This is a genomic window from Asticcacaulis sp. AC402, assembly GCF_000495835.1.
GTDB lineage: Bacteria > Pseudomonadota > Alphaproteobacteria > Caulobacterales > Caulobacteraceae > Asticcacaulis.
Genome location: NZ_AWGC01000006.1, coordinates 173,516 through 199,847, shown reverse-complemented (window position 1 = coordinate 199,847; position 26,332 = coordinate 173,516). Strand labels below are relative to the sequence as shown.

The 26,332-nt window shown below is 60.5% G+C and carries 34 protein-coding genes; all 34 read right to left on the bottom strand.

Translation table 11 applies throughout. The features are described from left to right. Positions 1–121 precede the first annotated feature (121 nt). The gene (locus ABAC402_RS24480; RefSeq protein ID WP_023448298.1) at positions 122–2,104 is read right to left on the bottom strand and encodes a M61 family metallopeptidase; all 1,983 of its coding nucleotides are present in this window, start codon (positions 2,102–2,104) and stop codon (positions 122–124) included. A gap of 125 nt (positions 2,105–2,229) precedes the next feature. Further along, a complete protein-coding gene (locus ABAC402_RS24475) occupies positions 2,230–4,905 on the bottom strand; it encodes a TonB-dependent receptor (protein ID WP_023448297.1) in 2,676 nt (891 codons plus the stop codon). Positions 4,906–5,073: 168 nt separating this feature from the next. Then, a complete protein-coding gene (locus ABAC402_RS24470; protein ID WP_023448296.1) occupies positions 5,074–6,489 on the bottom strand; it encodes a Do family serine endopeptidase in 1,416 nt (471 codons plus the stop codon). Between the two features lie 109 nt (positions 6,490–6,598). After that, positions 6,599–7,891, bottom strand: a complete 1,293-nt coding sequence (locus tag ABAC402_RS24465; RefSeq protein ID WP_023448295.1) for a TCR/Tet family MFS transporter — start codon at positions 7,889–7,891, stop codon at positions 6,599–6,601. 110 nt (positions 7,892–8,001) lie between these two features. Further along, the gene (locus ABAC402_RS24460; RefSeq protein WP_023448294.1) at positions 8,002–9,048 is read right to left on the bottom strand and encodes an aspartate-semialdehyde dehydrogenase; all 1,047 of its coding nucleotides are present in this window, start codon (positions 9,046–9,048) and stop codon (positions 8,002–8,004) included. A gap of 219 nt (positions 9,049–9,267) precedes the next feature. Then, positions 9,268–10,494 (bottom strand): ectonucleotide pyrophosphatase/phosphodiesterase, encoded by a 1,227-nt coding sequence (locus ABAC402_RS24455; RefSeq protein ID WP_023448293.1) that lies wholly within the window; start codon positions 10,492–10,494, stop codon positions 9,268–9,270. Between the two features lie 227 nt (positions 10,495–10,721). Beyond that, complete coding sequence (locus tag ABAC402_RS40100; RefSeq protein WP_023448292.1) at positions 10,722–10,877, bottom strand: hypothetical protein; 156 nt, start codon at positions 10,875–10,877, stop codon at positions 10,722–10,724. 359 nt (positions 10,878–11,236) lie between these two features. Beyond that, positions 11,237–11,653, bottom strand: coding sequence for a 50S ribosomal protein L17 (rplQ, locus tag ABAC402_RS24450; RefSeq protein ID WP_023448291.1), 417 nt, complete (start codon positions 11,651–11,653; stop codon positions 11,237–11,239). Between the two features lie 380 nt (positions 11,654–12,033). Then, on the bottom strand, positions 12,034–13,050 hold the full coding sequence (locus tag ABAC402_RS24445) for a DNA-directed RNA polymerase subunit alpha (RefSeq protein ID WP_023448290.1): 1,017 nt from the start codon (positions 13,048–13,050) through the stop codon (positions 12,034–12,036). Positions 13,051–13,131: 81 nt separating this feature from the next. Then, positions 13,132–13,521 (bottom strand): 30S ribosomal protein S11, encoded by a 390-nt coding sequence (gene rpsK / locus ABAC402_RS24440; RefSeq protein ID WP_006273914.1) that lies wholly within the window; start codon positions 13,519–13,521, stop codon positions 13,132–13,134. Positions 13,522–13,530: 9 nt separating this feature from the next. Beyond that, positions 13,531–13,899 (bottom strand): 30S ribosomal protein S13, encoded by a 369-nt coding sequence (rpsM, locus tag ABAC402_RS24435; protein ID WP_023448289.1) that lies wholly within the window; start codon positions 13,897–13,899, stop codon positions 13,531–13,533. A gap of 237 nt (positions 13,900–14,136) precedes the next feature. After that, complete coding sequence (locus tag ABAC402_RS24430; RefSeq protein WP_023448288.1) at positions 14,137–14,721, bottom strand: adenylate kinase; 585 nt, start codon at positions 14,719–14,721, stop codon at positions 14,137–14,139. Further along, positions 14,718–16,115, bottom strand: coding sequence for a preprotein translocase subunit SecY (gene secY, locus ABAC402_RS24425; protein ID WP_023448287.1), 1,398 nt, complete (start codon positions 16,113–16,115; stop codon positions 14,718–14,720). Before secY ends, ABAC402_RS24430 begins: the two co-directional genes overlap by 4 nt. Positions 16,116–16,231: 116 nt before the next feature. After that, positions 16,232–16,711, bottom strand: a complete 480-nt coding sequence (gene rplO / locus ABAC402_RS24420; RefSeq protein ID WP_023448286.1) for a 50S ribosomal protein L15 — start codon at positions 16,709–16,711, stop codon at positions 16,232–16,234. Between the two features lie 176 nt (positions 16,712–16,887). After that, complete coding sequence (gene rpmD / locus ABAC402_RS24415) at positions 16,888–17,079, bottom strand: 50S ribosomal protein L30 (protein ID WP_023448285.1); 192 nt, start codon at positions 17,077–17,079, stop codon at positions 16,888–16,890. A 3-nt stretch (positions 17,080–17,082) separates the two neighbouring features. Next, the gene (rpsE, locus tag ABAC402_RS24410; RefSeq protein ID WP_023448284.1) at positions 17,083–17,658 is read right to left on the bottom strand and encodes a 30S ribosomal protein S5; all 576 of its coding nucleotides are present in this window, start codon (positions 17,656–17,658) and stop codon (positions 17,083–17,085) included. Between the two features lie 65 nt (positions 17,659–17,723). Continuing rightward, the gene (gene rplR, locus ABAC402_RS24405) at positions 17,724–18,077 is read right to left on the bottom strand and encodes a 50S ribosomal protein L18 (protein ID WP_023448283.1); all 354 of its coding nucleotides are present in this window, start codon (positions 18,075–18,077) and stop codon (positions 17,724–17,726) included. A gap of 3 nt (positions 18,078–18,080) precedes the next feature. Continuing rightward, positions 18,081–18,614 carry a 50S ribosomal protein L6 gene (gene rplF / locus ABAC402_RS24400; RefSeq protein WP_023448282.1) on the bottom strand — a complete coding sequence of 178 codons (534 nt, stop codon included), beginning with the start codon at positions 18,612–18,614 and terminating at the stop codon, positions 18,081–18,083. A 39-nt stretch (positions 18,615–18,653) separates the two neighbouring features. Then, on the bottom strand, positions 18,654–19,052 hold the full coding sequence (rpsH, locus tag ABAC402_RS24395; protein WP_006273905.1) for a 30S ribosomal protein S8: 399 nt from the start codon (positions 19,050–19,052) through the stop codon (positions 18,654–18,656). A 15-nt stretch (positions 19,053–19,067) separates the two neighbouring features. Continuing rightward, positions 19,068–19,373 (bottom strand): 30S ribosomal protein S14, encoded by a 306-nt coding sequence (gene rpsN, locus ABAC402_RS24390; RefSeq protein ID WP_006273904.1) that lies wholly within the window; start codon positions 19,371–19,373, stop codon positions 19,068–19,070. A 20-nt stretch (positions 19,374–19,393) separates the two neighbouring features. Beyond that, entirely contained in the window at positions 19,394–19,966 is a 573-nt protein-coding gene (gene rplE / locus ABAC402_RS24385; RefSeq protein WP_023448281.1) for a 50S ribosomal protein L5, read from the bottom strand. Then, complete coding sequence (gene rplX, locus ABAC402_RS24380; protein WP_023448280.1) at positions 19,959–20,273, bottom strand: 50S ribosomal protein L24; 315 nt, start codon at positions 20,271–20,273, stop codon at positions 19,959–19,961. Before rplX ends, rplE begins: the two co-directional genes overlap by 8 nt. A 36-nt stretch (positions 20,274–20,309) precedes the next feature. Further along, the gene (rplN, locus tag ABAC402_RS24375; protein WP_006273901.1) at positions 20,310–20,678 is read right to left on the bottom strand and encodes a 50S ribosomal protein L14; all 369 of its coding nucleotides are present in this window, start codon (positions 20,676–20,678) and stop codon (positions 20,310–20,312) included. A gap of 12 nt (positions 20,679–20,690) precedes the next feature. Next, positions 20,691–20,930, bottom strand: a complete 240-nt coding sequence (gene rpsQ / locus ABAC402_RS24370; RefSeq protein WP_023448279.1) for a 30S ribosomal protein S17 — start codon at positions 20,928–20,930, stop codon at positions 20,691–20,693. Between the two features lie 13 nt (positions 20,931–20,943). Further along, positions 20,944–21,150 (bottom strand): 50S ribosomal protein L29, encoded by a 207-nt coding sequence (rpmC, locus tag ABAC402_RS24365; protein WP_023448278.1) that lies wholly within the window; start codon positions 21,148–21,150, stop codon positions 20,944–20,946. Positions 21,151–21,155: 5 nt separating this feature from the next. Then, positions 21,156–21,590: a 50S ribosomal protein L16 gene (rplP, locus tag ABAC402_RS24360; RefSeq protein WP_023448277.1), complete on the bottom strand. Its 435-nt coding sequence runs from the start codon at positions 21,588–21,590 to the stop codon at positions 21,156–21,158. Between the two features lie 3 nt (positions 21,591–21,593). After that, on the bottom strand, positions 21,594–22,355 hold the full coding sequence (gene rpsC / locus ABAC402_RS24355) for a 30S ribosomal protein S3 (protein ID WP_023448276.1): 762 nt from the start codon (positions 22,353–22,355) through the stop codon (positions 21,594–21,596). Continuing rightward, a complete protein-coding gene (rplV, locus tag ABAC402_RS24350) occupies positions 22,355–22,738 on the bottom strand; it encodes a 50S ribosomal protein L22 (protein ID WP_023448275.1) in 384 nt (127 codons plus the stop codon). The genes rpsC and rplV overlap by 1 nt, the downstream gene beginning before the upstream one ends. Position 22,739: 1 nt before the next feature. Beyond that, positions 22,740–23,018: a 30S ribosomal protein S19 gene (gene rpsS / locus ABAC402_RS24345; RefSeq protein ID WP_023452147.1), complete on the bottom strand. Its 279-nt coding sequence runs from the start codon at positions 23,016–23,018 to the stop codon at positions 22,740–22,742. Positions 23,019–23,021: 3 nt separating this feature from the next. Continuing rightward, a complete protein-coding gene (rplB, locus tag ABAC402_RS24340) occupies positions 23,022–23,858 on the bottom strand; it encodes a 50S ribosomal protein L2 (RefSeq protein ID WP_031235168.1) in 837 nt (278 codons plus the stop codon). Positions 23,859–23,873: 15 nt separating this feature from the next. Beyond that, positions 23,874–24,170 (bottom strand): 50S ribosomal protein L23, encoded by a 297-nt coding sequence (locus ABAC402_RS24335; RefSeq protein ID WP_023448273.1) that lies wholly within the window; start codon positions 24,168–24,170, stop codon positions 23,874–23,876. Positions 24,171–24,173: 3 nt separating this feature from the next. Then, positions 24,174–24,845 (bottom strand): 50S ribosomal protein L4, encoded by a 672-nt coding sequence (gene rplD / locus ABAC402_RS24330; protein ID WP_023448272.1) that lies wholly within the window; start codon positions 24,843–24,845, stop codon positions 24,174–24,176. Positions 24,846–24,847: 2 nt separating this feature from the next. Then, positions 24,848–25,576: a 50S ribosomal protein L3 gene (gene rplC, locus ABAC402_RS24325; protein WP_031235166.1), complete on the bottom strand. Its 729-nt coding sequence runs from the start codon at positions 25,574–25,576 to the stop codon at positions 24,848–24,850. 11 nt (positions 25,577–25,587) lie between these two features. Beyond that, complete coding sequence (gene rpsJ, locus ABAC402_RS24320; protein WP_006273890.1) at positions 25,588–25,896, bottom strand: 30S ribosomal protein S10; 309 nt, start codon at positions 25,894–25,896, stop codon at positions 25,588–25,590. Positions 25,897–26,332 lie beyond the last annotated feature (436 nt).

Sequence of the window (26,332 nt, the reverse complement as noted above, 5' to 3'; positions counted from 1 at the left end):
ATCGTCACATCCTCCAATGGGAAGGCTCGGTTGCCTTCGACAGGGTGACGAACGCCACTTGGAAATTTCGACATGCCGCCAAGATTTTTTTTGAAATTTTCAGATTCTGCGGCACAGAGAGTCAGTCTGCGTTTCGCCTCACTCCGCTTTCCGATGTGATTCTCTTTGCCGGCTTGGACTCTGTCGCTGTGAAGATCGGCCGCAGCCCATCCGCCTGGCTTTCGATGCGTTCCAGCCTGGGATAGCGCAACCCATCATGGTAATCGAGCGTGACGATGCGGAAGCGCTCGCCGTCCTGAACCCACAGTTCGATCGTCTTGTCGGTCCCGTGCGCCGCCACCAGGGCCGCCTTCAGCCGGTCGGTCGTGAAGGCGCGGCCGTCTATGGCGACGAGTTTCATGCCGCCGGCCAGGCCCAGCTTGAAGGCCGGCCCATCCCACATGACACCGCGCACCGTCCCGTCCTTGGCGACACTGAGGCCCGGGCCGTACATAAACCCGACGACACCGCGCCTGGTGTCATAGGACGTGATGTAGTCTGTTGGCGTATCGCTATAGACCAGACGATAACCGGCCCGGGCAAGGCTGTCCAAAGGCGCACCACCGCCGGTGCGGGTGATGCGGTCGGTGAGAAACGTCGCCCAGTCATACGGATAGACACCGTTCAATGCAGCCACTACGTCATCGAAAACATAGGTCACCGGATCCCAGGTGCCGTCTTCGACGCCGAAGAAACCGCGGGCGAAATCGTCGAGCGATTTTTTGCCCCCGGTCTTCCCACGGATCAGCGTATCCGCCTCCAGCCAGATCAGGGCACCTTCGAAGTAATAGTCTTCCGACCGCTGCCAACTGAGCCACGACTTGGGTTCACGGTTGGAGATGATCGGGTCGTAAGTGGTATCGACCAGGTTGCGCCACTGCCGCGCCGGCAGGTTGTCGTACGTCGCCATGGTGACGGCGAGCTGCTGCAGGGTCTGATCGAAGGTGTAGAGCCCTGCCCGCCCCTCCAGCACCCAGGTCCAGTAGGTGGTCGCCCCCTCGTACACCCACAAAAGGTCGTCCTGCATCGGCGCCTGGAAGTCGCCGGTGAACTGGCCCTGCGGCCGGCGGAACTTGCCGTCCCAACTGTGGATGTATTCGTGGGCCAGGATATTGCGGCCGAAGCCCTTGCCCGCCACGTCGCGGAAATAGCCGGGCTCGACGCCGTTCTCCGACGACCGGTGATGCTCCAGGCCGATGCTGACCGTGTTCGATGAGGTGACCAGGAAGTCATAATGGTCATAGTGTTTCGAGCCAAACAGCTTGTAGGCCTCCTGGACGACACGGCGGTGGATATCGACGACGTTGTCGGGGATCTCCAGGTCCTTGGGGTCGTCAGCGACGATGTTGAGGCGAACCGGCACCTTGGCCCCCGGATCGAGGTCGTAGGTGCGAAAATGGCGGCCGGCGATCAGCGGTGAATCGATGAAGTGGTCGTAGGCGATCGGCTTGAAAGTGACGACATCGCCCGTGCGGCTTTGCGTTTCCAGGGCGGCAGCGTATTGCCAGTCCTTCGGCAGGGTCAGGATGAGCTGGATGGGGATGCGGCGCGTGAACCAGCCGGCCGGATAGAGGCTCTGCCCGACCCATTGCAGGGCCAGCATGGACTCGGTGTGGACAATGTCACCATCGCTGGCCTGGACCGGCGAAAGGTATTGGAACTCGGCGACCACCTCGGACACGCCCTGCGGCACTTCGACATGGAAGGCGTTGACCTCGACGCCATCGCGCGTCCAGGGCAGTACCTCGTCGGCGGCGGTCACCCGCAGCCCGGCGATCTTGGTCAGATCGGTGTCGGCGGGTGAATGGTGACCGGGCAGCCACTTCGGCACCAGCAGGGTCAGGCGCCCAGCCTGGGCCACGGGAATGACTTCCCGGATGCGGATGATGTGACGGTCGGTGTCACTGGCGTCGACATGGAGCTGGATCGTGCCGGGATAGTCGACATCCTGCGGCGCCGGCAGGCCTGGCGGCAGGGCCGCCGGCATGGCGGGAGGCACGGATTGCGCCTGGGCGGTCCCGACCCACAGCATCAAAGCCATACCGAATGCCGCGAACGCTTTCATCTGCACCTCCAAAGGTTTCAGGAGGAACTTTTCACGCGGATCCGTCTTTGTAAAGAGCCGGAAACGGATACAAAAAAGCGCCGCCGGCTGAACCGGCGGCGCCCTTTGTCGGATATCAGACGTCTTTAGAAGTTGAAACGAACGCCGGCAATGTAACGCTTGCCGAACTTTTCGTACTCGATCGGATATTGATCGGTATCGCCGTAGCGGGCCGAGCCGTCATTGGTCAGGTTGACACCGTCGAAGAAGACTTCGAAGTTCTTGTTGATCTGGTAGCGGACCGACAGGTCGACTTCCAGGTCCTTGTCCCAATAGATGTCGCCATTGCCGTTCGGAACCATCTTGCCGGCAACCGTGGTGTAGCTGCCAACTTCCTGAAGCCACGGCGTGCGATACTGGGCTGCCAGGCGAACGGTCAGGCCGTACTTTTCGTAGATAGCCTGAACGTTGTAGACCGAGTCCGAGGTCCCGGACAGGCTGATCGTGCGCGCGCCAAGGTTCAGTTCTGACTCGGTGAAGGTAGCCGAAGCGCGAACGCCAAAGCCGCCGAGCCATTTCGGAAGGCCATTGCTTTCGACCAAAGATTCGGCGGTCGTCGAAGCGAACAGTTCAAGGCCTTGAATGTGGCCGTCGCCGCCGTTGATAACCGTCGAGTAGGCGTAGTTCGTCCGGTCGAACCCGGTCACATCCAGATCGTCCTTGCCGTAGGTGGTGGACGTCGACAACAGCACGTCGCTGATGTCCTTGTAGAAGACGCCAGCCGAGAAGAAGGTGTCGTTGCTGCCGTAATATTCGAGATAGGCGTCCAGGCCAACCTGCTTTTCCGGATTGGCATCGGGGTTGCCGCCGGAGATCGTGTCGGCAGTGTCGTCAATGGTGAAGTTCGGGCGCAGATCGTCGAAGTCGGCGCGCGAGGCCGAGGTCGTCAGGCCGAAACGCGCCTTCAGGCGGTCCGACAGGTTCCAGTTCAGGTGCACGCTGGGGTAAACCAGGGTTTCATCCGACGAGGTTTCCAACAGACCGTTATTGGTGCTGCCGACGAAGGTGTAGGCTTCACCGGTGTTGCTGATCGACTCGACACGAGCGCCGTAGACGATGTTACCCCAGTCGAACTGCGTCGTCGCCATCAGGTAGGCAGCCGTGATGTCCTCACTGACTTTCCAGTAGTTGGCCAGGTTCTGGGTCAGGGCCGTCGTACCACGCGAGGTCGCGATGGCGTTCAGCACCGCGTCCTTGTTGGAGTAGCGGAAGGTATAGCCGAGATACTGCTCACCCAGGTAATCGCCATCCTGCGCGAACTGGCTGTAGGTCAGGGTGCTGCCCGAGGTCGAACCGCTGAAGCCATATTCCAGGTTTTGCTTTTCGCGAGTGGTGTAGAGACCGCCGAACTCGACCTTGGTTTCGCGACCGAACAGTTCGGTCTGGTAATCGAAATCAACCTTGCCGGTCCACGCCTTGGTTTCTTCGGCCGCCTCCAGCATAGAGATCTGGTTCAGCGGCATGGCGAAGTCTTCGATGTTCATCACCCGGTCGCCCTTGGTGCGCGCCGTCGTGGTGCCCGTCGTGCGGAACAACTGAACGAAGTTCGAAGTGGTATCGCGGAAGTCGTAGTCAACAGTCGGACGCGAAGCGAAGTTGCTGCCGCTGCGGAAACGGATTTCCGCCGGGTTATCGCCGCGGTTTTCGGTCCAAGTGTAGTTCAAACGCCACGAGGCATCCAGGCCGTTACCGAAATGATGCTCGCCACCCACGGTGTTGGTCGACATGGTGTCGTGGTTGTCGCGGTAGGTGATACGCGCGTTCGTGCGGACGCCGTAAACCGTGCCGCGCTTGGGATCACTGGCCGTGAAATTGGCGTCGCTGTTATAGGCCACGCCGGCCGCATTCGTGCCTGTCTCGAGGTTAAAGATGAACTGGTCACGCAGTTCGTCGTCATAAAAATCCGAGTAGATGGTCGACGCGAAAATCGTGTTGTCGGCATTCAGTTTATAATCAAGGCGCAGCGAGGCCGAGGTGTTTTCACGGTACAAACGATAGTGCTTGTTCTTGGTATCGACGGCAAAGCGCTTCGACGTATCCACGGCACGCGGCGTGGCATAGGGGTCGGTTTCCCAGTTTTCCGTCGCCATTTCACGGCTGTAAAAGGACGCCTGGGCGACAACGCCCAGCTTGCCGTCCAAGAAGATGTTGGAATAGACCAGCGAGGCATCGATTTCCTGACCGTCGCCCAGTTCGACATGGCCCAGGCCAAGCTTGCCGGTGATCTTCTGGCCCTTATAGTCGAAGGCGCGGCGCGTGCGGATGTCAACATTGCCGGCGACCGTGTCACCCGGCATGGACGGCACGATGGCCTTCTGGATCGTGACTTGCGAAGCGATGGCCGAAGGAATGTTGTCGAAGCGTGTCTGGCGGCCTTCGGGCGAGACGACCGACAGGCCGTCGAAGGACAGGGTCGTCCAGTAACGCGGGGCGCCGCGCAGGTTGACATAGCGGCCCTGGCCCTGGTCACGCTCGATACCGACGCCGGGCAGGCGCGAAACGGCCTGGGCGATGTTCTGGTCAGGCAGGTCGCCGATGGCGTCAGCCGACAGGACGGTGACCAGCGAATCCGAGTTCTTTTGCGTCCGCATGGCGGCTGCCTGGCTTTCGGCCAGCGGACGGCGACCAATAATGGTCACTTCCGTGGTTTCTTCAACCTGAGCCTGTGCCTGAGCTTCCTGGGCTTGGGTCTGACCCGCCACGATAAAGGACGCGCCGGCCATCAGCGCCAGGCGCAGCGCGCCTTTCTTATTCAACAACATTCTCGGTATCCCCAGCTTTGCATGCGCGCACCATGCGCACCCGCCGTGGCTCGCACGCCACCGTATGCATTGCCGTTAGCCGGGGACTGTGACAGTTCTGTAAAACCCGCACCTTGCAATGCACAAGAAGCGGGCGCGTTGCAGATTGGTCACGTTTTCGTGCGGCTGTTATCTGAACTGTGCCGTAATAATGCGGCCGCCGCGCTGGATGCTGATCCGCCACGACCGCGCGCCTGTTTTCAGCACGGCGTCCAGTTCACTGGAGCTGTCGATCGGCTGGCCATTCACCTCGCGAATAATGTCGCCCGGTTGCAGACCGACGCCCGCGGCATAGGTCCGCGCCGACTCCAGCGAATAGACCATGACACCCTTGGGGGCGTCGAAGGGATCGACGCCGATCTCATCGGCGACGGCGGGCGATAGATTAACCACCTTGGCGCCAGCGAACGGGTTTTCGCCCTTGATCAAACGTTCGTCGCGCGGAGGCGAATCCGACGGCGGCGCCGCCTTGACACTGGCGCGGAACGGCTTGCCGGAACGCAGCCCCTCCACCTTGGCGGTCTGGTTCAGCGACAGGAGACTGATCTGGTAGCGCAGGCCGCCGCCATCATTTACCGGCTGATCATTGACGCGCAGAATGACGTCCCCTGCCCTGACCCCGGCCTGGTCGGCGGGAGAGCCCTTGTAGACGTCCGACACCAGCACGCCTTCCGGCCGGTCCATGCCCAGCGACTTGGCGATGTCAGAGGTGACAGTGTCACCCTTGGCGCCCAGCCACGGCCGCTTAACCGAGGTTGCCCCGCCGGCAGCGCTGTCGACGACGCGCTTGACGAGGGCCGAAGGGATGGCAAAGCCGACGCCCGACGACTGACCCGACCGCGACAGAATCATCGAATTGACACCGATCAGCTTGCCGTTCATGTCGACCAGGGCGCCGCCCGAATTGCCTGGGTTGATGGCAGCGTCGGTCTGGATATAGCTGCCCTCACCATTGGTGCGGTTCAGCGCCGAGATGATGCCGTTGGTCACCGTCTGGCCGACACCAAACGGGTTGCCAATGGCCAGAACCAGGTCGCCGACCTCCAGGTCGCGGCCCTCGTCCAGTTCGATGGTCGGGAAGTTTTCCCCGGGCGCTTCCAGCTTGAGCACGGCGAGATCGGTGCGCGGGTCGGCCAGCAAAAGCCTGGCCGGATACTCGCGACGGTCGTTCAGCACCACCATGAAGGTCTGGCCGCCGGCGACCACGTGGTTGTTGGTGACGACAATCCCGTCCTTGCGCACGATCACGCCGGAGCCCAGCGATTCCTGGGTGCGCGATTCCGGCACGCCGGAGCCAAACATCTGCCAGAACGGATCGACCTGCTGGCGCACCCTGGCCTTGGCGTAGACATTGACGACGGCGGGGGCGACCGTGCGCACGACCGGCGCAAACGAGGTCTTCATGCCGACGGCCGAACTCGGCACCTGGCGCGGCTCATTGCCGAAACCGGTACCTTCGAACGTTTTGGTGTCTTGCGAATGGCCGGGGCCGCAGGCGACCAGCAGGGCGAGCACCGGCAAGAGGGAGATAAGACGCGATTTCATGTGAAATCCCCTGGAAACGATGGTCCCACATTTAAGAATTAATGCGGCGGTATCAAGGCTTGGTGAAAGCCGGTTTCTGCCACATTGCCGGCTAGGGAAGCCGGTTTCGTCAACTCGGCTTGCCCTCGCCGCCAGGCTCGACCCTGAGTGATTGTTTGACGCCACCGGCCAGCCAAAGCGACAGCACCATGAACAAAGCCGCCAGCCAGAAGGCCGCCCCGCTCAGCCACATCGGCACCGAGTCATGGGTAACAGCTGACAGGGTAAGACCAAACAAAATGGGGGCAAAAATGGTCGACATGGCCGACAGGCCCATATTGGCGCCCTGCAAAGTCCCCTGCTCTTTCGGATCAACCTTGGATGACATCAGGGCCTGGATGTTGGGCGTCGCCAGGCCCCACAGGGCGCCGATTGGAATGGTGGCGATAAACCACTCCCAGCTTGGCGCCAGGCCGTAGCCGATAAACGCAATCATGCCGCAAAACAGACCCAGATACATGGACTTCAGTTCGCCTAGCTTTTTGACGAATATCCCGGTCAGCCCCGCCTGAACGATGGCCGAGCAGATGCCGACAACGGCCAGCATCAATCCGACCTGCGTCGGCCCCCAGCCGAAGCGATAGGCGCAGAACAGCACCGTCGTCGTCGGAAAGACCGACTGCGCAAACATCATGAGCAGATACATCACCGAAAGCCGCAGGACCTGGGGCGACTTGGCCAGGAATTTGAACGCGCCCAGCGGGTTGGCGGTACGAAAGCTGAAAGGCTTGCGCTTATCCTTCGCCAGCGATTCCGGCAGGACAAACCAGCCGTAGAGAAAGTTGCACAGGCTGAGGGCTGCGGCAAAGAAGAAGGGGTATCGCGCATTGCCCTCGAATTGCAAGAACCCCAGCCCCATGGTTTCCAGCGCCGGCCAGTGCAAGCCGCCGCCGAGTATGCCGCCCAGGCTGGGACCGACAACAAAACCGATACCGAAGGCGGCGCCCATCATGCCGAAAACGCCCGCGCGCTTTTCCGGCGGGGTGACATCACTCATATAGGCGTAGGCGGTCGAGATGCTGGCGGAGGTCATGCCTGAGATGATGCGGCCGACCAGCAGCCACCACAGGCCGGGGGCAAACGCCATGAACAGGAAGTCGAGCCCGGTACCCAGGTTCGAAGCCAGCACGACCGGCCGGCGGCCTATACTGTCAGACAGGCCGCCCTGGATCGGTGAAAAGATAAACTGCGCAAGCCCCCAGGCAGAGCCGAAGATGCCGATCCACAGGCCAGCCGCCGACACCGAACCGACGAACTCTTCGATAAGGTGCGGCAGGACGGGAATAATCACCCCGATCGACAGCATATCGAGAAAGACGGTCACCAGAATGAAGGGCGCAGCGGCCCTGAGCTTATCCGACATATGGTGTGTCCCCTGCGGCGATGCCCGTCCTTAGAGGAATTTATGGCGACGGGATAGGCCCTGTTCCGCCAGAAGACGTCAGCAGTCTGTCGCCCAGGGCCATCCCGGCCTCATCGGCGCTGCAACAGGACCTCGGCAATCTGGATGGCGTTGAGCGCGGCGCCCTTGCGCAGATTGTCACCTGTCACGAACAGCACCAGGCCATGCTCGACCGTCGGATCGGGACGGATGCGGCCGACAAACACCGGATCCCTACCCGACGCCGCCAGAGGGTTGGGCACATCGCTCAGCACCACGCCTGGCGCCTTGCCCAACAACTCCAACGCCGTGGCGACGCAGAGCGGACGTTCGAACTCAGCATTAATCGACAGCGAGTGGCCGGTATAGACCGGCACGCGTACGCAGGTACCTGAGACCGGAAGATTCGGAATATCCAGAATTTTGCGACTTTCGTCCCGCAGCTTCAGTTCCTCCTCGGTATAGCCATCCTTACCCAGACGATAGTTGAGCGGCACGACGTTGAAAGCGATCGGGACCGCCCATTTTTCAGGCGCCGGAAAGGCGACAGCCTCGCCGTCACGGGCCAGGGCGGCGCCACCGTCCGGCACGGCGCGGATCTGGCGCTCAAGCTCGGCAATGCCGGCGACACCCGCGCCCGACACCGCCTGATAGGTGCTGACGACCAGCCGCTTTAACCCGGCAGCGTCGTGCAGCGGCTTCAGCGCCGGCATGGCCGCCATGGTGGTGCAGTTGGGATTAGCGATGATGCCCTTGGGGATCGACTCCAGGGCATGGGCATTGACCTCGGCGACAACCAGAGGCACGTCCGGGTCGTCGCGCCAGGCCGAAGAGTTGTCGATGACGGTGGCACCTGCTGCTGCGACCTTCGGCGCCAGTGCGCGCGACGTTGCGCCGCCAGCCGAGAAGAAGACGATGTCCAGACCGTCATAGTCTGCCGTGGCGGCGTCCTCGACAACGATCTCCTGGTCGCGCCAACTCAGCCGCGTCCCCGCCGATCGCGCCGAGGCGAACAGGCGCAGGGAAGCAAGTGGGAAGTTACGCTGCGCCAACAGGGCGCGCATCATCTCGCCGACCAGTCCGGTAGCGCCGACAATACCCACATGGGGCGGATGGAAAGAAGAAATGGCCGGTTTCATAATAGGCGTCTCCTGAATGTGCGGAGGCGCGGGATTTTGCCGGTCAAAAACGGAACGGCCCCGCGCATCGGCGGGGCTTCGGTTCGAACGTCGCGTCAGACGTGACGCAAACCCGAACACACCCCGCCGGAGCGGGTTGTTGTCGGGATCATGGTCTGGATCAGGCTGGCGGACATGGGATTATTCCTATGGGCGCATGCTGATCGTGTCAAGCTGGCATCAATGGCGGCGTAAAGCCGGCCGGAACGTGCCGAGCCTGCCATCCGACGCTTCGGGTCGCAGGTCAAGCAACTCCATTTCCAGGCTGTAGACATCGACATTGTCGAAGGTCTTAAGCTTAACTCCGGGTTTGATCCCTGGACCGTTGGCGACGAACAGCGCTTGCATCTCGACCGCCGCGGGATCGTAGCCATGGCTGCCGCCCTGAAGTTTAGGCATCCAGCCGTCCTTCGAAGGCGCCACGATAAAGCTCCCGACATCGGCCAGACAGATGATTGCCGGCACCCGGCTATGGTGGCCATAGCGGAACCGCGCCGGAATGTCGGCCTTGCGCCAGCAGGTCATGTGATCGTGCGGTTTCAACAGTGCCGCCTCGACCTCGGCCTCGCGGCCCGGCTTGGGATTGAAACCGGCCACCTGTCCGCCCATCATGTCAGCGCTGTCTGGCGGCAACAGGTCCGCCAGCTTGATAAAGGTCTCCGGCCGGTGCTTGGCCATGCCGTGGTCCGAGACGATGATGATATTGACCTTGCCGTCCAGACCGCGCGCCTTCAGGCCATCGAGAAGTTGCCCGATCGAGGCATCGACCACGGCCATGGCCGTATCGACCTCCGGAGCATCGGGGCCGAAATCATGGCCGGCGTGGTCAACATCGGAAAAGTAAAGGGTGATAAATCCGGGCCGCTGCCCCGCCGGCAGGTCGATCCACGACATGACCTGCGTGATACGGTCGCCGTGCGGCATATCGTCATTGAAAGGCAGCCAGTAGCTGGGCCGGACACCTCCCTGGGGCGCCTCGGAACCCGGCCAGAACAGAGTCGCAGCCTTCATGCCCTGCGCCTCGGCGCTGATCCACACCGGCTTGCCACCCGCCCACCAGAATTCGTCCTGCACCGCGTCCGGGTTGGACATCCTGAAGGTCACACCCGGTTTGGCGGTATCGCGCATGGTGTTGTTAACGATCCCGTGCTTGTCGGGCCGCAGCCCGGTCACCAGGGTATAGTGGTTGGGAAAGGTCAGGGAGGGAAAGGACGGCCGCATAGGACCGGTAGCGCCGGTATCGGCCAGCCGTTTCAGGTTCGGGGTCACGCCACGGTCGAGATAGTCAGCGCGAAAGCCGTCGATCGACACCAGAATCAACAGCGGTGTCTCGGCCCTCTGCGGCGGTACCGACGCGCAGCCGGTCATCAGCCCCAGAACCAGCAGCAGCCAAGCCAGACGACCCATGGTGCACCCTCGAGCGCAATCCGATAAAGTGGACGCCACTATTCGGAAAAATTGCGCGACAAAACAAAAACTTAGAGCGGGATTTTGACTTCATCAAAACTCATCCCGCTCCAAATACAGATTTAGAAACCTATTCCTGCCACAGATTTGCGACGAATTGAATGCAGCCCAAAAGAAAACCCCCGGCTCCAAGGCCGGGGGTCCAATGTCTTCAGGAGTCGAAACCGTCAATCGCTGGTGCGGATACGGTCAAGTACGGGAGAACTGAAAAGCAGTACGCCCTCGCTCGACGCTTCCAGCGTCAGCGAGTTACTTGTGGCCATATCGCCGGACGCTTCTTGCGTCTCATCGATGGGGGCTTCCAACAGGGCTTCGTCGGTCATTTAGGCCTCCTTCAGGTGCGCGGTGAACGGAATCGCGGCCTGAGTCTGAGCGGCCGCACCATGACGCTAACAGCTATTTCGCAGTTGCGGAAATAACGGTTGCTGACGAAACATCACAGGCGCGTTAACTGATACCAAGCCTCATAAAGAATGACGCTTGGTATTCGCATTTCTTCAGCTCAAACGCCGCATGGCTCCTCGCAAAAGCTCGGGCGGGCAGTCGCCCTTGCCAATCCACGATGAGTCAAGGTCATCGTGGATTGGTATGAGATGACCAAAACCTGAAGACGCATCGATGCGGTACAAAAAAGCCCCCGGTCGAAACCGGGGGCCCTTTTCGCTTTGCCTGCAAGTGAGGCCTATTCTTCGTCGCCGGCCGTTTCCAACACCGGGCCCGAGTCCAGACCCTTGGCGGCTTCGTCGCGATCGACAAACTCGATGATCGCCATCGGCGCGTTGTCGCCGTGACGGTAGCCAGCCTTCAGGATGCGGATGTAACCGCCGTTGCGGTCGGCATAACGCTTGGCAATGACGTCGAACAGCTTGGCGACCTGCGGCACGTCACGGACGCGCGAGATGGCGATACGGCGGTCGTGCAGCGAGCCCGACTTGCCGAGCGTGACCAGCTTTTCGACGAAGGGACGCAGTTCCTTGGCCTTCGGCAGGGTAGTGACAATTTGTTCGTGCTTGATCAGCGAGGCGGCCATGTTGGCGAACATGGCGATGCGGTGCGAAGTGGTGCGACCGAGTTTGCGGTGACCGTGACCGTGACGCATGAGGTTTCTCCATAAGACCGCGTGGCACCTTGGCTCGGCGCGGCCCAAAATCGAGCCCAAAGGCAAAGGTCGAAGGGCCGACGGCCCCTGCCCGCTTCGGACGTCCGGGAAATCCCGGAAGTTACTGCGACAAGGTTTTGGTCTTTCGCAGTAAGTCAGAGAACCAAAAATGGACCTCCTAAAAATAGGGAAAGCCGGAAGGGTGTCCCCATCCGGCTCTCTATTCTTTTGTCGACGGCCTCAGATTGTTTTGAAAATGGGGCAGGCTGAGCCGAAAAGGTCTGCTTTCGAGAACCGGAGCGGAGCGTACTCAAGTACGTGAGCACCGGAAGCGCAGAAAACGGGCCTTTGCAGGCCAGCCTCACCCATTTGCAAACAATCTAGATTTGGTCTTCGAACTTCTTGGCTAGATCTTCGACGTTTTCTGGCGGCCAGTTCGGGATGTCCATGCCGAGCGACAGATTCATCGAGGCCAGCACTTCCTTGATTTCGTTGAGCGACTTGCGGCCGAAATTCGGCGTACGCAGCATTTCGCTCTCGGTCTTCAGGATCAGATCGCCGATATAGACGATGTTGTCGTTCTTGAGGCAGTTGGCCGAACGGACGCTGAGTTCCAGTTCGTCGACCTTCTTGAGCAGGGCCGGGTTGAACGGCAGTTCCGGCTTGCCCTCTTCCACGACCGGAGCTTTCGGCTCTTCGAAGGTAATGAAGATCTGAAGCTGGTCCTGCAGGATACGAGCGGCAAAAGCGACGGCGTCAACAGGCGTGACGGCGGCGTTGGTTTCAACGTCCAGGACCAGCTTGTCATAGTCGAGCGATTGCCCCTGACGGGTCGGTTCGACGCGATAAGCCACCTTCTTGACAGGCGAGTAGAGCGCGTCGACGGCGATGAGGCCGATCGGCGCATCTTCCGGACGCAGACGGTCGGCCGCAACATAGCCCTTGCCGTTCTGCACTGTGAACTCCATGCGCACCGAGGCGCCTTCGTCCAGTGTACAGATGACGTGATCCGGGTTCAGCACTTCGATATCGGCCGGGACATCGATCTGGCCGGCCGTAACGGGGCCGGCGCCGGAGGCGCGCAGCACCATCCGCTTCGGGCCTTCCGCGTGCATACGCAGGGCCAGTTGCTTGATGTTCAGGATGATGTCGACCACGTCCTCACGAACGCCTTCGATGGAGGAGAATTCGTGCACCACGCCGTCGATCTGGACGGAGGTGACGGCCGCGCCTTGCAGCGAGGACAGGAGGACGCGACGCAGCGCGTTGCCGAGGGTCACGCCGAAACCACGCTCCAGAGGCTCCGCGACAAGACGCATCTTGCGCGAAGGATCTGTGCCTGCTTCGACTTGTGGCTTCTCGGGACGAATAAGCTGTTGCCAGTTTCTTTCGATCATTGACGTCCCTTTAAGAACAGGAAATGTCGCCCCGCCAATAGCCGGAGGCCGGACGGAGCGACGAAAAATCTGATAGGTGAATTAAACGCGACGACGCTTCGGCGGACGGCAGCCGTTGTGCGGAATCGGAGTCACGTCACGAATAGTCGTGATGGTGAAGCCCACAGCCTGCAAGGCGCGCAGTGCCGATTCACGGCCCGAACCCGGACCGGCAACGCTGACTTCGAGCGTCTTGACGCCATGTTCGATGGCCTTCTTGCCAGCGTCTTCAGCAGCGACCTGGGCAGCGTACGGGGTCGACTTGCGCGAACCCTTGAACCCCATGGCGCCGGCCGACGACCACGACACGGCATTGCCCTGTGCGTCGGTGATGGTGATCATGGTGTTGTTGAACGAAGCGTTGACGTGTGCCACGCCGGAGGTGATGTTCTTGCGTTCGCGCTTTTTAACGCGGGAAGTGTCCTTGGCCATGGGCTATCCTTACTTCTTCTTGCCGGCGATAGGCTTCGCCGGGCCCTTGCGCGTACGTGCATTGGTGTGGGTGCGCTGACCGCGGACCGGCAGGCCCTTACGGTGACGCAGCCCGCGATAGCAGGCCAGGTCCATCAGACGCTTGATGTTCATCGAAACTTCACGGCGCAGATCGCCCTCGACCGTATAGTCCCGGTCGATGGTTTCACGAATCTGCAACACTTCCGCGTCCGACAGCTGGTTGACGCGGCGGGCGTCTTCGATGCCGACCTTGTGCACGATCTCCTCGGCCTTCTTGGGACCGATGCCATGGATATATTGAAGCGCGATGATCACGCGCTTGTTGGTCGGTATGTTGACACCAGCAATACGGGCCACGAGGTAATCTCCTGAAATGCGCCATCAGCGCACCTGTAAAACGAAAAGAGGACACGTAAGCCTCCCTGAACCTGCCGTCCGGCCGGATCAAGGCGCATACGCGTCATTTCGCGGAAGCTTGCCCTTATAGAAGGGTTTTCGCTCCCGTCAATGGGTTATTCCGCAAAAAAAGCAAGTCTTTTTTTACGGTCTCACAATCCGGCCCCGCATAAAGGACCCGGAAATTCAGCCCGACGGTCAAGCCGTCGTGGCGGATTCGTTCTTGCCCAGCACGGCTTCGATGCGGGCGGCAATGTCGTCGACTGCGCCCATGCCGTCTATTTCATAAAGCTTGCCCTGCGCCGCGTAGTAGGGCAGGAGCGGCGCCGTCTGAGCGTTGTAGGCCGCCAGCCGAACCTTGTAAGATTCCGGGTTGTCGTCAGCCCGGCCTTCTTCTTCGAAGCGCCTGGCGATCCTGTCGATCAGGCCCTGCTCGTCGACCTTCAGGCGGACGACCTTGTCGATCTTGGCGCCGCGGCCACCCAGCATCGCGTCCAAAGCCTCGGCCTGGGCTACGGTGCGTGGGAAACCGTCAAAGATCGCGCCACCGGCGGCTTCAGTACGTGGCAGATTGTCCTTGATCAGGTCGATGACGATGGCATCCGATACCAGGCCGCCGGTATCCATGATGGTCTTGACCCGTGTCCCCAGTTCGGAGCCGGAGGCGATGGCCGCCCGCAACATGTCGCCCGTCGAGAGCTGAACCATGCCGCGCGTCGCGACCAGACGCTTGGCCTGCGTCCCCTTCCCCGCCGCCGGCGGTCCGAACAGGATGATGTTCATCGCAGAGCTCCCCGACTCTTGGCAGCACCAGCAGCCGATTTGCCGCCCGTTTTCAATTTTGATTTGCGGATCAGCCCGTCATACTGATGCGCCAGCAGGTGCGACTGGATCTGGGCTACCGTGTCCATGGTCACCGTAACCACAATCAAGATCGACGTGCCGCCGAAATAAAAGGCGTTGCCCATGGTCGAGATCAGGATTTCCGGCAAAAGACAGACGATGGTGATGTAACCGGCACCGACGACCGTGACTCGCGTCAAGACGTGATCAAGATATTCGGCTGTACGCTTGCCCGGACGGATGCCTGGAAGGAAGCCGCCATACTTGCGCAGGTTCTCCGCCGTCTCCTCCGGATTGAACACCAAAGACGTGTACAGGAAACAGAAAAAGATGATCAGAAAGGCGTAGAGCGCGGTAAAGATTGCATTGCCGTGGGTCAGGGTGCCGGCCACCTGGCCGACGATCTGTAACCACTGCGGCTGGTCCGCAGCGTTGTTCTGGCTAAGAAAACTGGCCACCGAGGTCGGCATCAGCAGCAGGGACGAAGCAAAGATAGGCGGAATGACACCGGCCGTATTGACCTTCAGCGGCATGAAAGAGCTTTCGCCGCCTACAATCCGGTTGCCGACCTGGCGCTTCGGATACTGCACGCGCAGACGACGCTGGGAACGCTCCATGAAGACGATGAAGACGACGCAGGCCAGCAGCAAGATCAGGATACCGACAAGAGCCGGTACTGGCAGATCTCCGGTCGACCCCAGGCTGAACATTGTCCCGATCGTGCGCGGCAGGACCGCGACGATCCCGGCAAAGATGATCATGGACGATCCATTGCCGATGCCGCGCGCCGTGATCTGCTCACCCAGCCACATCAGCAACAGAGTACCTGCCGTCAGAATTATCGTCGCCGACGCAATAAAGACGGGCTGGCTCAAACTATCAAGGACGAAGCCGCCATTGTAGAGGGAAAATGCAATACTGAAGGCCTGAACCAGGCCCAGAATGACGGTCAGATAACGGGTGTACTGGTTAAGTTGCTTACGCCCGGCTTCGCCGCCTTCTTTACGCAGCTTTTCCCATGGGCCGTAGACCGAACCCATCAACTGCACGATGATCGAGGCCGAGATGTAGGGCATCAAATTCAGGGCGAACACGGCCATCTGTTCGATGGCACCGCCACCAAACATGTTCATCATGCCGAAAATGCCGCCCTGGTTCTGTTCGAAAAAGGACGCGTATGCCGCCTTATCGATGCCCGGCAGAGGCACAAATGTGCCGAGGCGGTACACGATCAAAGCGCCGAGTGTGAAGAGAAGCCGCTTGTGCAGGTCGGTGGCCTTGGAAAAGGCCCCGAAATTCATATTGGCCGCAAGTTGTTCAGCAGCAGATGCCATAAAGTCCTCAAAACCCAGGTAGTCTTATCAAATGGGAGAGGACAGCCGAATGCGCGTTTCCCGCGACCTTCCAACCGCCCTCGCCCCATATGGGGTAGGCTTAATGAAAGGTCAACTTAGGCTTCGGCTTTAACCGGGCGCTTCTGGATCAGTGTGCCGCCCGCCGCTTCAACGGCCTTGACGGCCGAGGCCGAGGCTGACCAGACGGTCAGGTCAAGCTTGGCTGTAAGATTGCCTTCGCCGAGCACACGGACACCATCCAGCTCGCGGCGGATGACGCCGGCCGCCACCAGGGCCGCGCCGTCGACCGGCTTGGAAGCGTCGATCTTTCCGGCATCGACGGCGTCCTGCAGACGCCACAGATTGACTTCGGCCAGCTTAAGGGCGAACGGGTTATTGAAACCGCGCTTGGGCATACGCATGTACAGCGGCATCTGCCCGCCTTCGAAGCCCAGCAGGCTGACGCCGGTACGCGACTTCTGGCCCTTGACACCGCGACCGGCGGTCTTGCCCTTGCCCGAACCCGGACCACGGCCGACACGCATGCGGTTCTTGGTAGCGCCTTCGTTGTCGCGAATTTCGTTCAGCTTGGTCATGTGCCTAAATCTCCATTTTGTATGCCCTGCCGCTTCGCTGCTTGAGGGCTATATACGCAGGGCGACGCCCTACTCGGCTTAAAACGTCTGGCGGCTATGGCGCCAAATTCTCTAAAAGTCAAATCGAGGCGCAGACACCTGCGCCTCGATCTGTAACTCGCAATGTAATCTGACGATTACGAGACGATTTCCACCATGTGCTGGACCTTGGCAATCATGCCGCGGACGGACGGCGTGTCTTCCAATTCGGAGACGCGCCCCATCTTGTTAAGACCCAGGCCAGCCAGAGTGGCGCGCTGGTCCTTGGTGCGGCGGATCGGCGAACCGGTCTGCCTGACTTTGATCGTAGCCCCATTCTTGTCTGACATGACTTAGCTCTCCAAAGCTTCCGGCGACGACGCGCCATCGGTGCGGCGCGACAGCAGGTCGGCGACCTTTTTGCCACGCTTGGAAGCGATCTGACGCGGCGACGACTGGACCTTCAGCGCTTCGAACGTTGCACGCACCATGTTATAGGGGTTGGACGAGCCGATCGACTTGCCGACGACGTCCGAAACGCCCAGGGTTTCGAGCACAGCGCGCATCGGACCACCCGCGATGACGCCGGTGCCCGGAGGGGCGGCGCGCATCTGGATCTTGCCAGCGCCCCAACGGCCGTAGCCGTCGTGATGCAGCGTGCGCGACTCGCGAAGCGGAACGCGGATCATCGACTTCTTGGCTTCTTCGGTCGCCTTGCGGATCGCTTCAGGCACTTCACGCGCCTTGCCGTGACCGTAGCCGACGCGGCCCTTCTGATCGCCAACAACCATAAGTGCGGCGAAGGAGAAACGACGGCCACCCTTGACGGTGGCAGCGACGCGGTTGATAGCGACGAGCTTTTCGACGAATTCCGAGGGCTCCTCGGTACGGTCGCGACGGTCGCCGCGGTTTTCGCTGGGACGGGCCATGCAGGATTCCTTACGAGCGCATCCCGAAAAGTGTCAGCACTTTCCGGTTACGATGCGCGACCACGTTAAAAGTTGAGACCGGCTTCACGCGCGGCTTCCGCCAACGCCTTCACCCGACCGTGATAGATGTAGCCACCGCGATCGAAAACCACGTCCGAGACGCCCTTTTCGATGGCACGCTGAGCGACCAGCTTGCCGACTTCGGTCGCGGCAGCCTGATCCGAGCCCTGCTTCTTGCCGCTTTCGAGCGACGAAGCGGACACGATCGTGACACCGCTGGCGTCGTCGATGACCTGGGCATAGATGTTCTTGTCCGAACGGAAGACCGACAAACGCGGGCGGCCGTTGGAGAGCTTCTTGAGACGGGTGCGGTTGCGTTCCGCACGGCGCGCGAGCAGCTGACGAGGAGAGAGGGCCATAGCTTACTTCTTCTTGCCTTCCTTGCGGCGAACCTTTTCGCCGGCGTATTTAACACCCTTGCCCTTATAGGGCTCGGGGGGACGGATCTTGCGGATCTTGGCGGCCAACTCACCGACGGCCTGCTTGTCGATCCCGATGATCTTGACTTCGGTCTGCTTCGGCACTTCGAACCTGATGCCTTCTGGCGGCACGATGTCGACATCGTGCGAGAAGCCCAGTTGCAGCGACAGGTTTGGCCCCTTCAGAGCGGCGCGGTAACCGACGCCGACCATTTCCAGGCTGGTTTCGTAACCGTCTGTGACGCCCTTGACCATGTTGGCGATCAGCGTCCGCGACAGGCCCCACATCGCCTTGTGGCGTTGGGTTTCGCCACGCGGGCTGATGTGCAGAACATTGCCTTCCTGACGGACTTCGATTTCCTCGACGACCTTCCAGGACAGTTGGCCTTTGGGGCCCTTGACGGCGACATCCTGTCCCGAGAGCGTGATATTCACGCCGTTCGGTACAGTAATGGCCTTCTTGCCGATACGAGACATAATTTTACCTTTGTGCCTTAAGTGTTCAGCCGACGCGTCTTAGTAGACGCGGCAGAGAACTTCGCCACCGACGTTTGCGTCGCGGGCAGCTGTGTCAGACATGACGCCCTTCGGCGTCGACAGGATCGAGATACCCAGGCCGTTCTTTATCGGCTTGAGGTCCTTGATCGACGAATAGACTCGGCGGCCCGGCTTGGACACGCGCGCAATTTCCGCGATGACCGGCTGACCGTCGAAATACTTCAGTTCGATTTCGAACTGCGGGAACTCACCCGGGGTCTCCAGGACTTCATAGCCGCGGATATAGCCTTCGTCGCGCAGCACGTCCAGGACGTGGGCACGCAGCTTGGAGGCCGGGGTCAGCACCTTGGAGCGGCTGCGCATGGCGCCGTTCTTGATGCGCGCGATCATATCGCTGAGGGGATCGTTAACGAACATGAATGTACCCTCCCCTTACCAGCTGGCCTTGGTCAGGCCCGGAATCTGGCCTTCATTGCCCAGCTTCCGGAGCGCGATCCGGCTCATATGCATCTTGCGGTAATAGGCGCGCGGGCGCCCGGTGATTTCGCAGCGGTTGCGGATGCGGACCGCAGCCGAGTTGCGCGGCAGCTTGGCCAGCTTCAGGCGGGCTTCGAAACGCTCCTCAAGAGGCAGTGTTTCGTCATTGGCCTTGGCCTTGAGGGCTTCGCGTCTGGAGGCATATTGCGCCACCAGTTTCTTGACCATCTCATTGCGGTTGACAGCGGATTTCTTTGCCATTGTGTCTCTCTACCCGTCCTTTACGCGGTGAACGGGAACTGGAAGTGCTTCAGAAGCGACTTGGCTTCCTTGTCACTCGTGGCCGTGGTGCAAACGACGATGTCCATGCCCCACATCTGGTCGATCTGGTCGTAATTGATCTCCGGGAACACGATGTGCTCCTTCAGACCCATGGCATAGTTGCCGCGACCGTCGAACGAATTGCCGTTCAGGCCACGGAAGTCCTTCACGCGCGGCAGGGCGATGGTGATCAGGCGGTCCAGGAACTCGTACATACGGTCTTTGCGCAGGGTCACCTTGGCGCCAACCACCATGCCTTCGCGCAGCTTGAAGCCGGCGATGGATTGACGCGCGCGCGTCGGAGCCGGCTTCTGACCGGTGATGGCCGCCAGGTCCTTAATGGCCGAATTGACCTTCTTGGAGTCGGCAGTGGCCTCGCCGATACCCATGTTGACGACGATCTTGTCGAGCTTGGGGACCTGCATTTCGTTCGTATAACCGAACTCTTCCTTCAACGCGGCGCGGATCGTATCAAGATAGACCTGCTTGGCGCGCGGAACGTAAACCGTTTCCGGGGTTTCAGTATCAGCCATTGATGACCTCTCCCGTCGTCTTGGCAACGCGGACCTTCTTGTCGCCTTCGATCTTGAAACCGACGCGGGTCGGCTTGCCGTTGGCGTCGATGTGGGCGACGTTGGAAACGTGCAGTGACGCTTCCTTGTTGATGATGCCGCCGTTGGGATTGCCCTGGGACGGACGCGTATGGCGTTGAACCATGTTTACGCCCTGGACCAGCACACGCTCGTTCTCAGGGAGGACCTTGGTGACGGTGCCGCTACGGCCCTTGTCCTTGCCGGTCAGGACGACAACCGTGTCGCCCTTCTTGATCTTGGCAGCCATTAGATGACCTTCCTTCTATTCGTCTTCGAGGTCATTTCAGATGACCTCGGGGGCAAGCGAGATGATCTTCATATGGTTCTTGGCGCGCAGTTCACGCGGCACAGGCCCGAAGATACGCGTGCCGATCGGCTCGCTCGACTTGTTGACGATAACGGCGGCGTTGGTGTCGAAACGGATAACCGAACCGTCCTTGCGTTGAATGTCCTTGGACGTCCGTACGACAATGGCGCGCAGAACGTCGCCCTTTTTGACGCGGCCGCGCGGAATCGCTTCCTTGACCGAAACCACGATCAGGTCGCCCACCGAGGCGTAGCGGCGCTTGGAGCCGCCCAACACCTTGATGCACATGACCCGGCGCGCGCCCGAATTGTCGGCAACTTCCAGGTTAGTTTGCATCTGAATCATATCAAACGTCCTTTAGTTGGCTTCGCGGGGAATAACTTCCCACGTCTTCAGCTTCGACTTCGGCGCGCACTCGATGATGCGGATGCTTTCGCCGGCCTTGTACGTGTTGTTTTCGTCGTGAGCATGGTAGCGCTTGGACTTGCGCACCGTCTTTTTGAGGACGGGATGCAGGATGGTGCGTTCCACTCTTACGACCACAGTCTTGTCGCCCTTGTCGGAGACGACCAGACCTTCGAGAATGCGCTTGGGCATGGTCTAAATCCTCTTAGGCGGACTTGGCAGCGGCCTTTTGAGCCGTTACCAGGGATTGAATGCGGGCGATGTCCTTGCGGATCTCACCGACGCGGTGGGTCTTTTCGAACGAACCCGTCGCCTTCTGGAAGCGCAGGTTGAACTGCTCCTTCTTCAGGCTCAGAAGTTGCTCATGCAACTGGTCCGGGGTCATGACGCGAAAGTCAGCAATCTTGGTCATTTAACTTACTCCGCGGCCGCAGCAACACCGGCGTCGAGACGGGTCACGACACGGGTGGAGACGGGCAGCTTGGCAGCGCCGAGACGCAGCGCTTCACGCGCGATGTCGTCGGGCACGCCGTCGATTTCAAACAGGATACGGCCCGGGTGAACGCGTGCGGCCCAATAGTCGACAGCGCCCTTGCCCTTACCCATCCGCACTTCAGCCGGCTTGCCGGTGACGGGAAGGTCGGGGAAAATACGGATCCATACGCGGCCCTGACGCTTCATCTGACGGGTGATGGCGCGACGTGCGGCTTCGATCTGACGGGCGGTGAGACGCTCGGGCTCAACGGTCTTAAGGCCGTACGAACCGAAGTTCAGGGTGTAACCACCCTTGGCGTTACCGTGGATGCGGCCCTTGAACGCCTTGCGGTACTTAGTCCGCTTGGGGAGCATCATGACTTAGTTCTCCTTGTTGCGGTCGCGGCGCGGGCCGCGGTTGTTGCGATCGCCACGCTCGCCGCGTTCCGGACGGTCGTTCGACGACGGACCAGCCGCTTCCTGCGCCCAACGCTTGTCCTGGGCCGAGGGATCGTGCTCCAGCACTTCACCCTTGAAGATCCACACCTTGACACCAATAATGCCGTAGGTCGTCAAAGCTTCGGCGAAACCCATGTCGATGTCAGCACGCAAGGTGTGCAAAGGCACGCGGCCTTCGCGGTACCATTCCATCCGGGCGATTTCAGCACCACCAAGGCGGCCCGACAAGTTCATCCGGATACCCTTGGCGCCAAGACGCATGGCCGACTGGATCGAGCGCTTCATGGCGCGACGGAACGCGATGCGACGTTCCAGTTGCTGGGCGATCGACTCGGCCACCAGTTGCGCATCGACTTCCGGCTTGCGGACTTCGACCAGGTTCAGGAACACTTCGCCGTCAGTGATGACCGAAACGTCCTTGCGCAGCTTGTCGATATCGGCGCCCTTCTTACCGATCACGACACCCGGACGGGCGGCGTAGATGGTAATGCGGCACTTCTTGTGCGGGCGCTCGATGATGATGCGCGACACGCCGGCGGCGTTCAGCTTTTCCTTCAGCATCTTGCGGATTCGCAGATCCTGGTGGAGCAGCTTGGCGTACTCCTGGCGCTGGGCGAACCAGCGGCTGTCCCAGGTGCGGTTGATGCCGAGGCGAAGGCCGATCGGATTGGCTTTCTGACCCATTACGCAGCCTCCTGGCCAAGTTCACGAACGACGATCGTCAATTCGGAAAAGGGTTTCATGATACGCGAAGAACGGCCGCGGGCGCGTGAAGCGAAGCGCTTCATGACCAGCCCCTTGCCGACATAGGCCTCGGCGACAACCAGGTTGTCGATGTCGAGGTTGTGGTTGTTCTCGGCGTTCGAGATCGCTGAATAGAGCGCCTTGCGGACGTCCTTGGCGATACGTTTGCGCGAGAATTCCAGCTCGTTGAGAGCGCGCTGGACCCTGAGGCCGCGAATAGAGGCAGCGACAAGGTTGAGCTTTTGCGGCGAGATGCGCACGGAAACCAGCTTGGTGCGGGCTTCGTTAGCGTTGACGCGGCGCGGATTCTTGGTCTGCGACATGTTACTTCCTCTTCGCCTTCTTGTCGGCGGCGTGACCGGGGAAGTTGCGCGTCGGCGAGAATTCACCGAGCTTCATGCCGACCATGTCCTCGTTGATGAGAACGGGGACATGCTTCTGACCGTTGTAGACACCGATGGTCGCGCCGACAAATTGCGGCATGATGACCGAACGGCGAGACCAGGTCTTGACGACTTCCTTGCGACCCGAATTGAGCGCGGTTTCCACCTTCTTCAGAAGATGGCCATCCACGAACGGGCCTTTCCAAACGGAGCGAGCCATGGTTTAGCGAGCCTTCTTAACGTGACGCGAACGGATGATGTACTTGTCCGTCGCCTTGTTGGTACGAGTCTTGCGGCCCTTGGTGGGAACGCCCCACGGGGTAACCGGATTACGGCCGCCCGAGGTCTTGCCTTCACCACCACCGTGCGGGTGGTCGACGGGGTTCATGGCAACGCCGCGAACGTGCGGACGGAAGCCCATATGACGCGAACGGCCAGCCTTACCCAGGTTGATGTTCATGTGGTCCTGGTTGGACACGGCACCGACTGTCGCCATGCACGAGTCGAGAACCATGCGCAGCTCGCCCGAACCGAGACGTATCTGAGCGTAGCCGGCGTCGCGGCCGACCAGCTGAGCATAGGCACCGGCCGAACGTGCCAGCTGACCACCCTTGCCGGGCTTCAGCTCAACGTTATGGATGATCGTGCCGATCGGCAGGCTGCGCAGCGGCGCCGCGTTACCTGGCTTCACGTCGACCTTTTCCGAAGAAATGATCTGGTCTCCGGCCTTGAGGCGTTGCGGGGCCAGAATGTAGGCCTTCTCGCCATCAGCATAAGAGATCAGTGCAATGAAGGCAGTACGGTTCGGATCGTATTCCAGGCGCTCGACGGTACCAACGACGTCAAGCTTGCGACGCTTGAAGTCGATGATCCGATACAGGCGCTTGGCGCCGCCGCCGCGGAAGCGCACGGCGATGCGGCCACCGGCGCCGCGGCCGCCGGACTTCGTCAGGCCTTCGACCAGCGACTTTTCCGGCTTGCCCTTGTGCAGTTCCGAACGGTCCACCAGGATCAACTGGCGACGGCCCGGCGACGTTGGGTTGAAATGTTTCAATGCCATTGTGCGAGCCTTCCCTTACAGACCGGTCGAGACGTCGATGGACTGACCTTCGGCCAGCGTCACGATCGCCTTCTTGATGTCGCTGCGACGGCCCTTGATGCCCTTGAAACGCTTGGTCTTGCCCTTGGTGACAATGGTGTTCACCTTGGTGACCTTGACGTCGTAGATGGCCTCGACGGCGGAAGCGACTTCGTCCTTGGAGCTGTCGAGCGCGACCCGGAAGACAACCTTGTTCTGCTCGGAGAGCAGGGTCGTCTTTTCGGTGATGTGCGGCGCCAGCAGGACGTCGAAATTGCGGATGGTAGCAGCCATGACTTAGGCCTCCCCACCGACCAGGGCGTCAGCCGAGGTCGTCTTTACGGAATCAGCGAAGCGGGCTTCGATAGCTTCAACCGCCGCCGTCGTCAGCACCAGCTTGTGGCGGCGCAGGATGTCATAGACATTCAGGCCTGCCGTCGGCAGCACGTCGATGTTGGGGATGTTGCGCGAAGCGAGCGCGAAGTTGGTGTCGACCTCGGCGCCCGTGATGAACAGGGCGTTGACAAGGCCCAGCTTCTCAAAAGAAGCCCGGAGCGAAGCGGTCTTCGGCGAGTCGACGACGGCCTGATCCAGTACGATCAGCGAACCATCCTTTACCTTGGACGACAGGGCGTGACGCAGACCCAGGGCGCGGACCTTCTTGGGCAGGTCGAAAGCATGCGAACGCACGACCGGACCGAAGGCGCGCGAACCACCGACGAACTGCGGCGCGCGGCGCGAACCGTGGCGAGCGCCGCCGGAGCCCTTTTGCTTGTACATCTTCTTACCCGTGCGAGAATTCTCGTTGCGGGTCTGAACCTTGTGGGTGCCGGCACGGCGCTTGGCCAATTGCCAGTTGACGACGCGGTGCAGGATGTCAGCCCGAATTTCCGAGATCCCGAAAACGAGATCCGAAAGTTCAACCGAACCCGCTGACGTGGCGTCGAGTTTAAGAACGTCGAGTTTCATGATTATTCAGCGCCCTCTTCAGCCGGAGCCTCTTCTGCGGCAGGCGCCGCAGCGGCGTTGGACTTGATCGCGCCCGGGAACTTCAGGCCGGCCGGAGCCGCCTTCTTCACGGCGTCGCGAATCTTGACATAGGAGCCTTCCGCACCGGGAACGGCGCCACGGATGAACACCAGGCCGCGCTCAGCGTCGATGCGGGCAACCGTTAGGTTCAGGGTGGTGACGGTTTCAGTTCCGTAGTGACCGGCCATCTTCTTGCCGGGGAAGGTACGACCGGGATCCTGGCGCTGCCCCGTCGAACCGTGCGAACGGTGCGAAACGGACACGCCGTGGGTCGCGCGCAGCCCCCCGAAGTTCCAGCGCTTCATGGCGCCGGCGAAACCCTTACCAATTGTGACACCCTGGATATCGACGCGCTGGCCTTCGACAAAGTGATCTGCGGTAAACTCGGCACCGATATCGATCAGATTGTCTTCCGAAACGCGGAATTCCGTTAGGACAGCCTTGGGCTCGACCTGAGCCTTTGCAAAACGAACGCGCTCGGAATTCGACGTGTTCTTGGCTTTCTTGGTGCCGGCGCCCAACTGGAGCGCGACATAGCCGTCCCGGCCTTGAGTACGCTGGGCGACGACCTGACAGCCGTCAAGCGACAGCACCGTCACCGGGACATGCATACCTTCGGCGTCGAAGAAGCGCGTCATACCCAGCTTTTTAGCGAGCAAACCTGTACGCATAAGACCGCCCCTTAAATCTTGATCTCGACATCGACACCCGCCGACAGGTCGAGCTTCATAAGCGCGTCCACGGTCTGCGGGGTCGGATCGACGATATCGAGCACGCGCTTGTGCGTGCGGATTTCAAACTGTTCGCGCGACTTCTTGTCGACGTGCGGCGAACGGTTGACGGTGAAGCGCTCAATCAACGTCGGCAGGGGTATCGGCCCCCGGACGGTCGCGCCGGTTCTCTTGGCCGTGTTAACGATTTCGCGCGTGGAATGATCCAGGACGCGGTGATCGAAGGCCTTGAGCCTGATGCGGATATTCTGACGATCCATATCGCTCGTATTCCAATAAGGGTGGTTGCGTTACCGCGTCCAGTGAACCATTTCAAAGACCAGGCCCGTCGAGGTTACCCTCGCCGGAAGCGATATCCGCAAAAACAAAGCCCAACACCGAGTAGTCCCCGATGCGGGCCGTTGAACAGGAACCTCACTCCCCAATCGTTTGGGGCTGCCGAGGCGTCTGAATTTTGTGCCTTGCGAACCGCGTCTGACGCGTACGCGTCACAGCCGATCCAACAGAGTGCGCGTATATGACCGAACGACTCAGCAAGGTCAAGCCCGAAAGTGCGAAAGGGCCAAGAAATAAGCCTTCGAACGATCGAAACATAGCGCGTGCACCCCATAGCGGATCGCCGGGCCGGATGCAAATTGGTATGGGACTTTGCGCACAGATATCGTAGGCGCGTCACCTTGTCAGGTCATCGAGAAA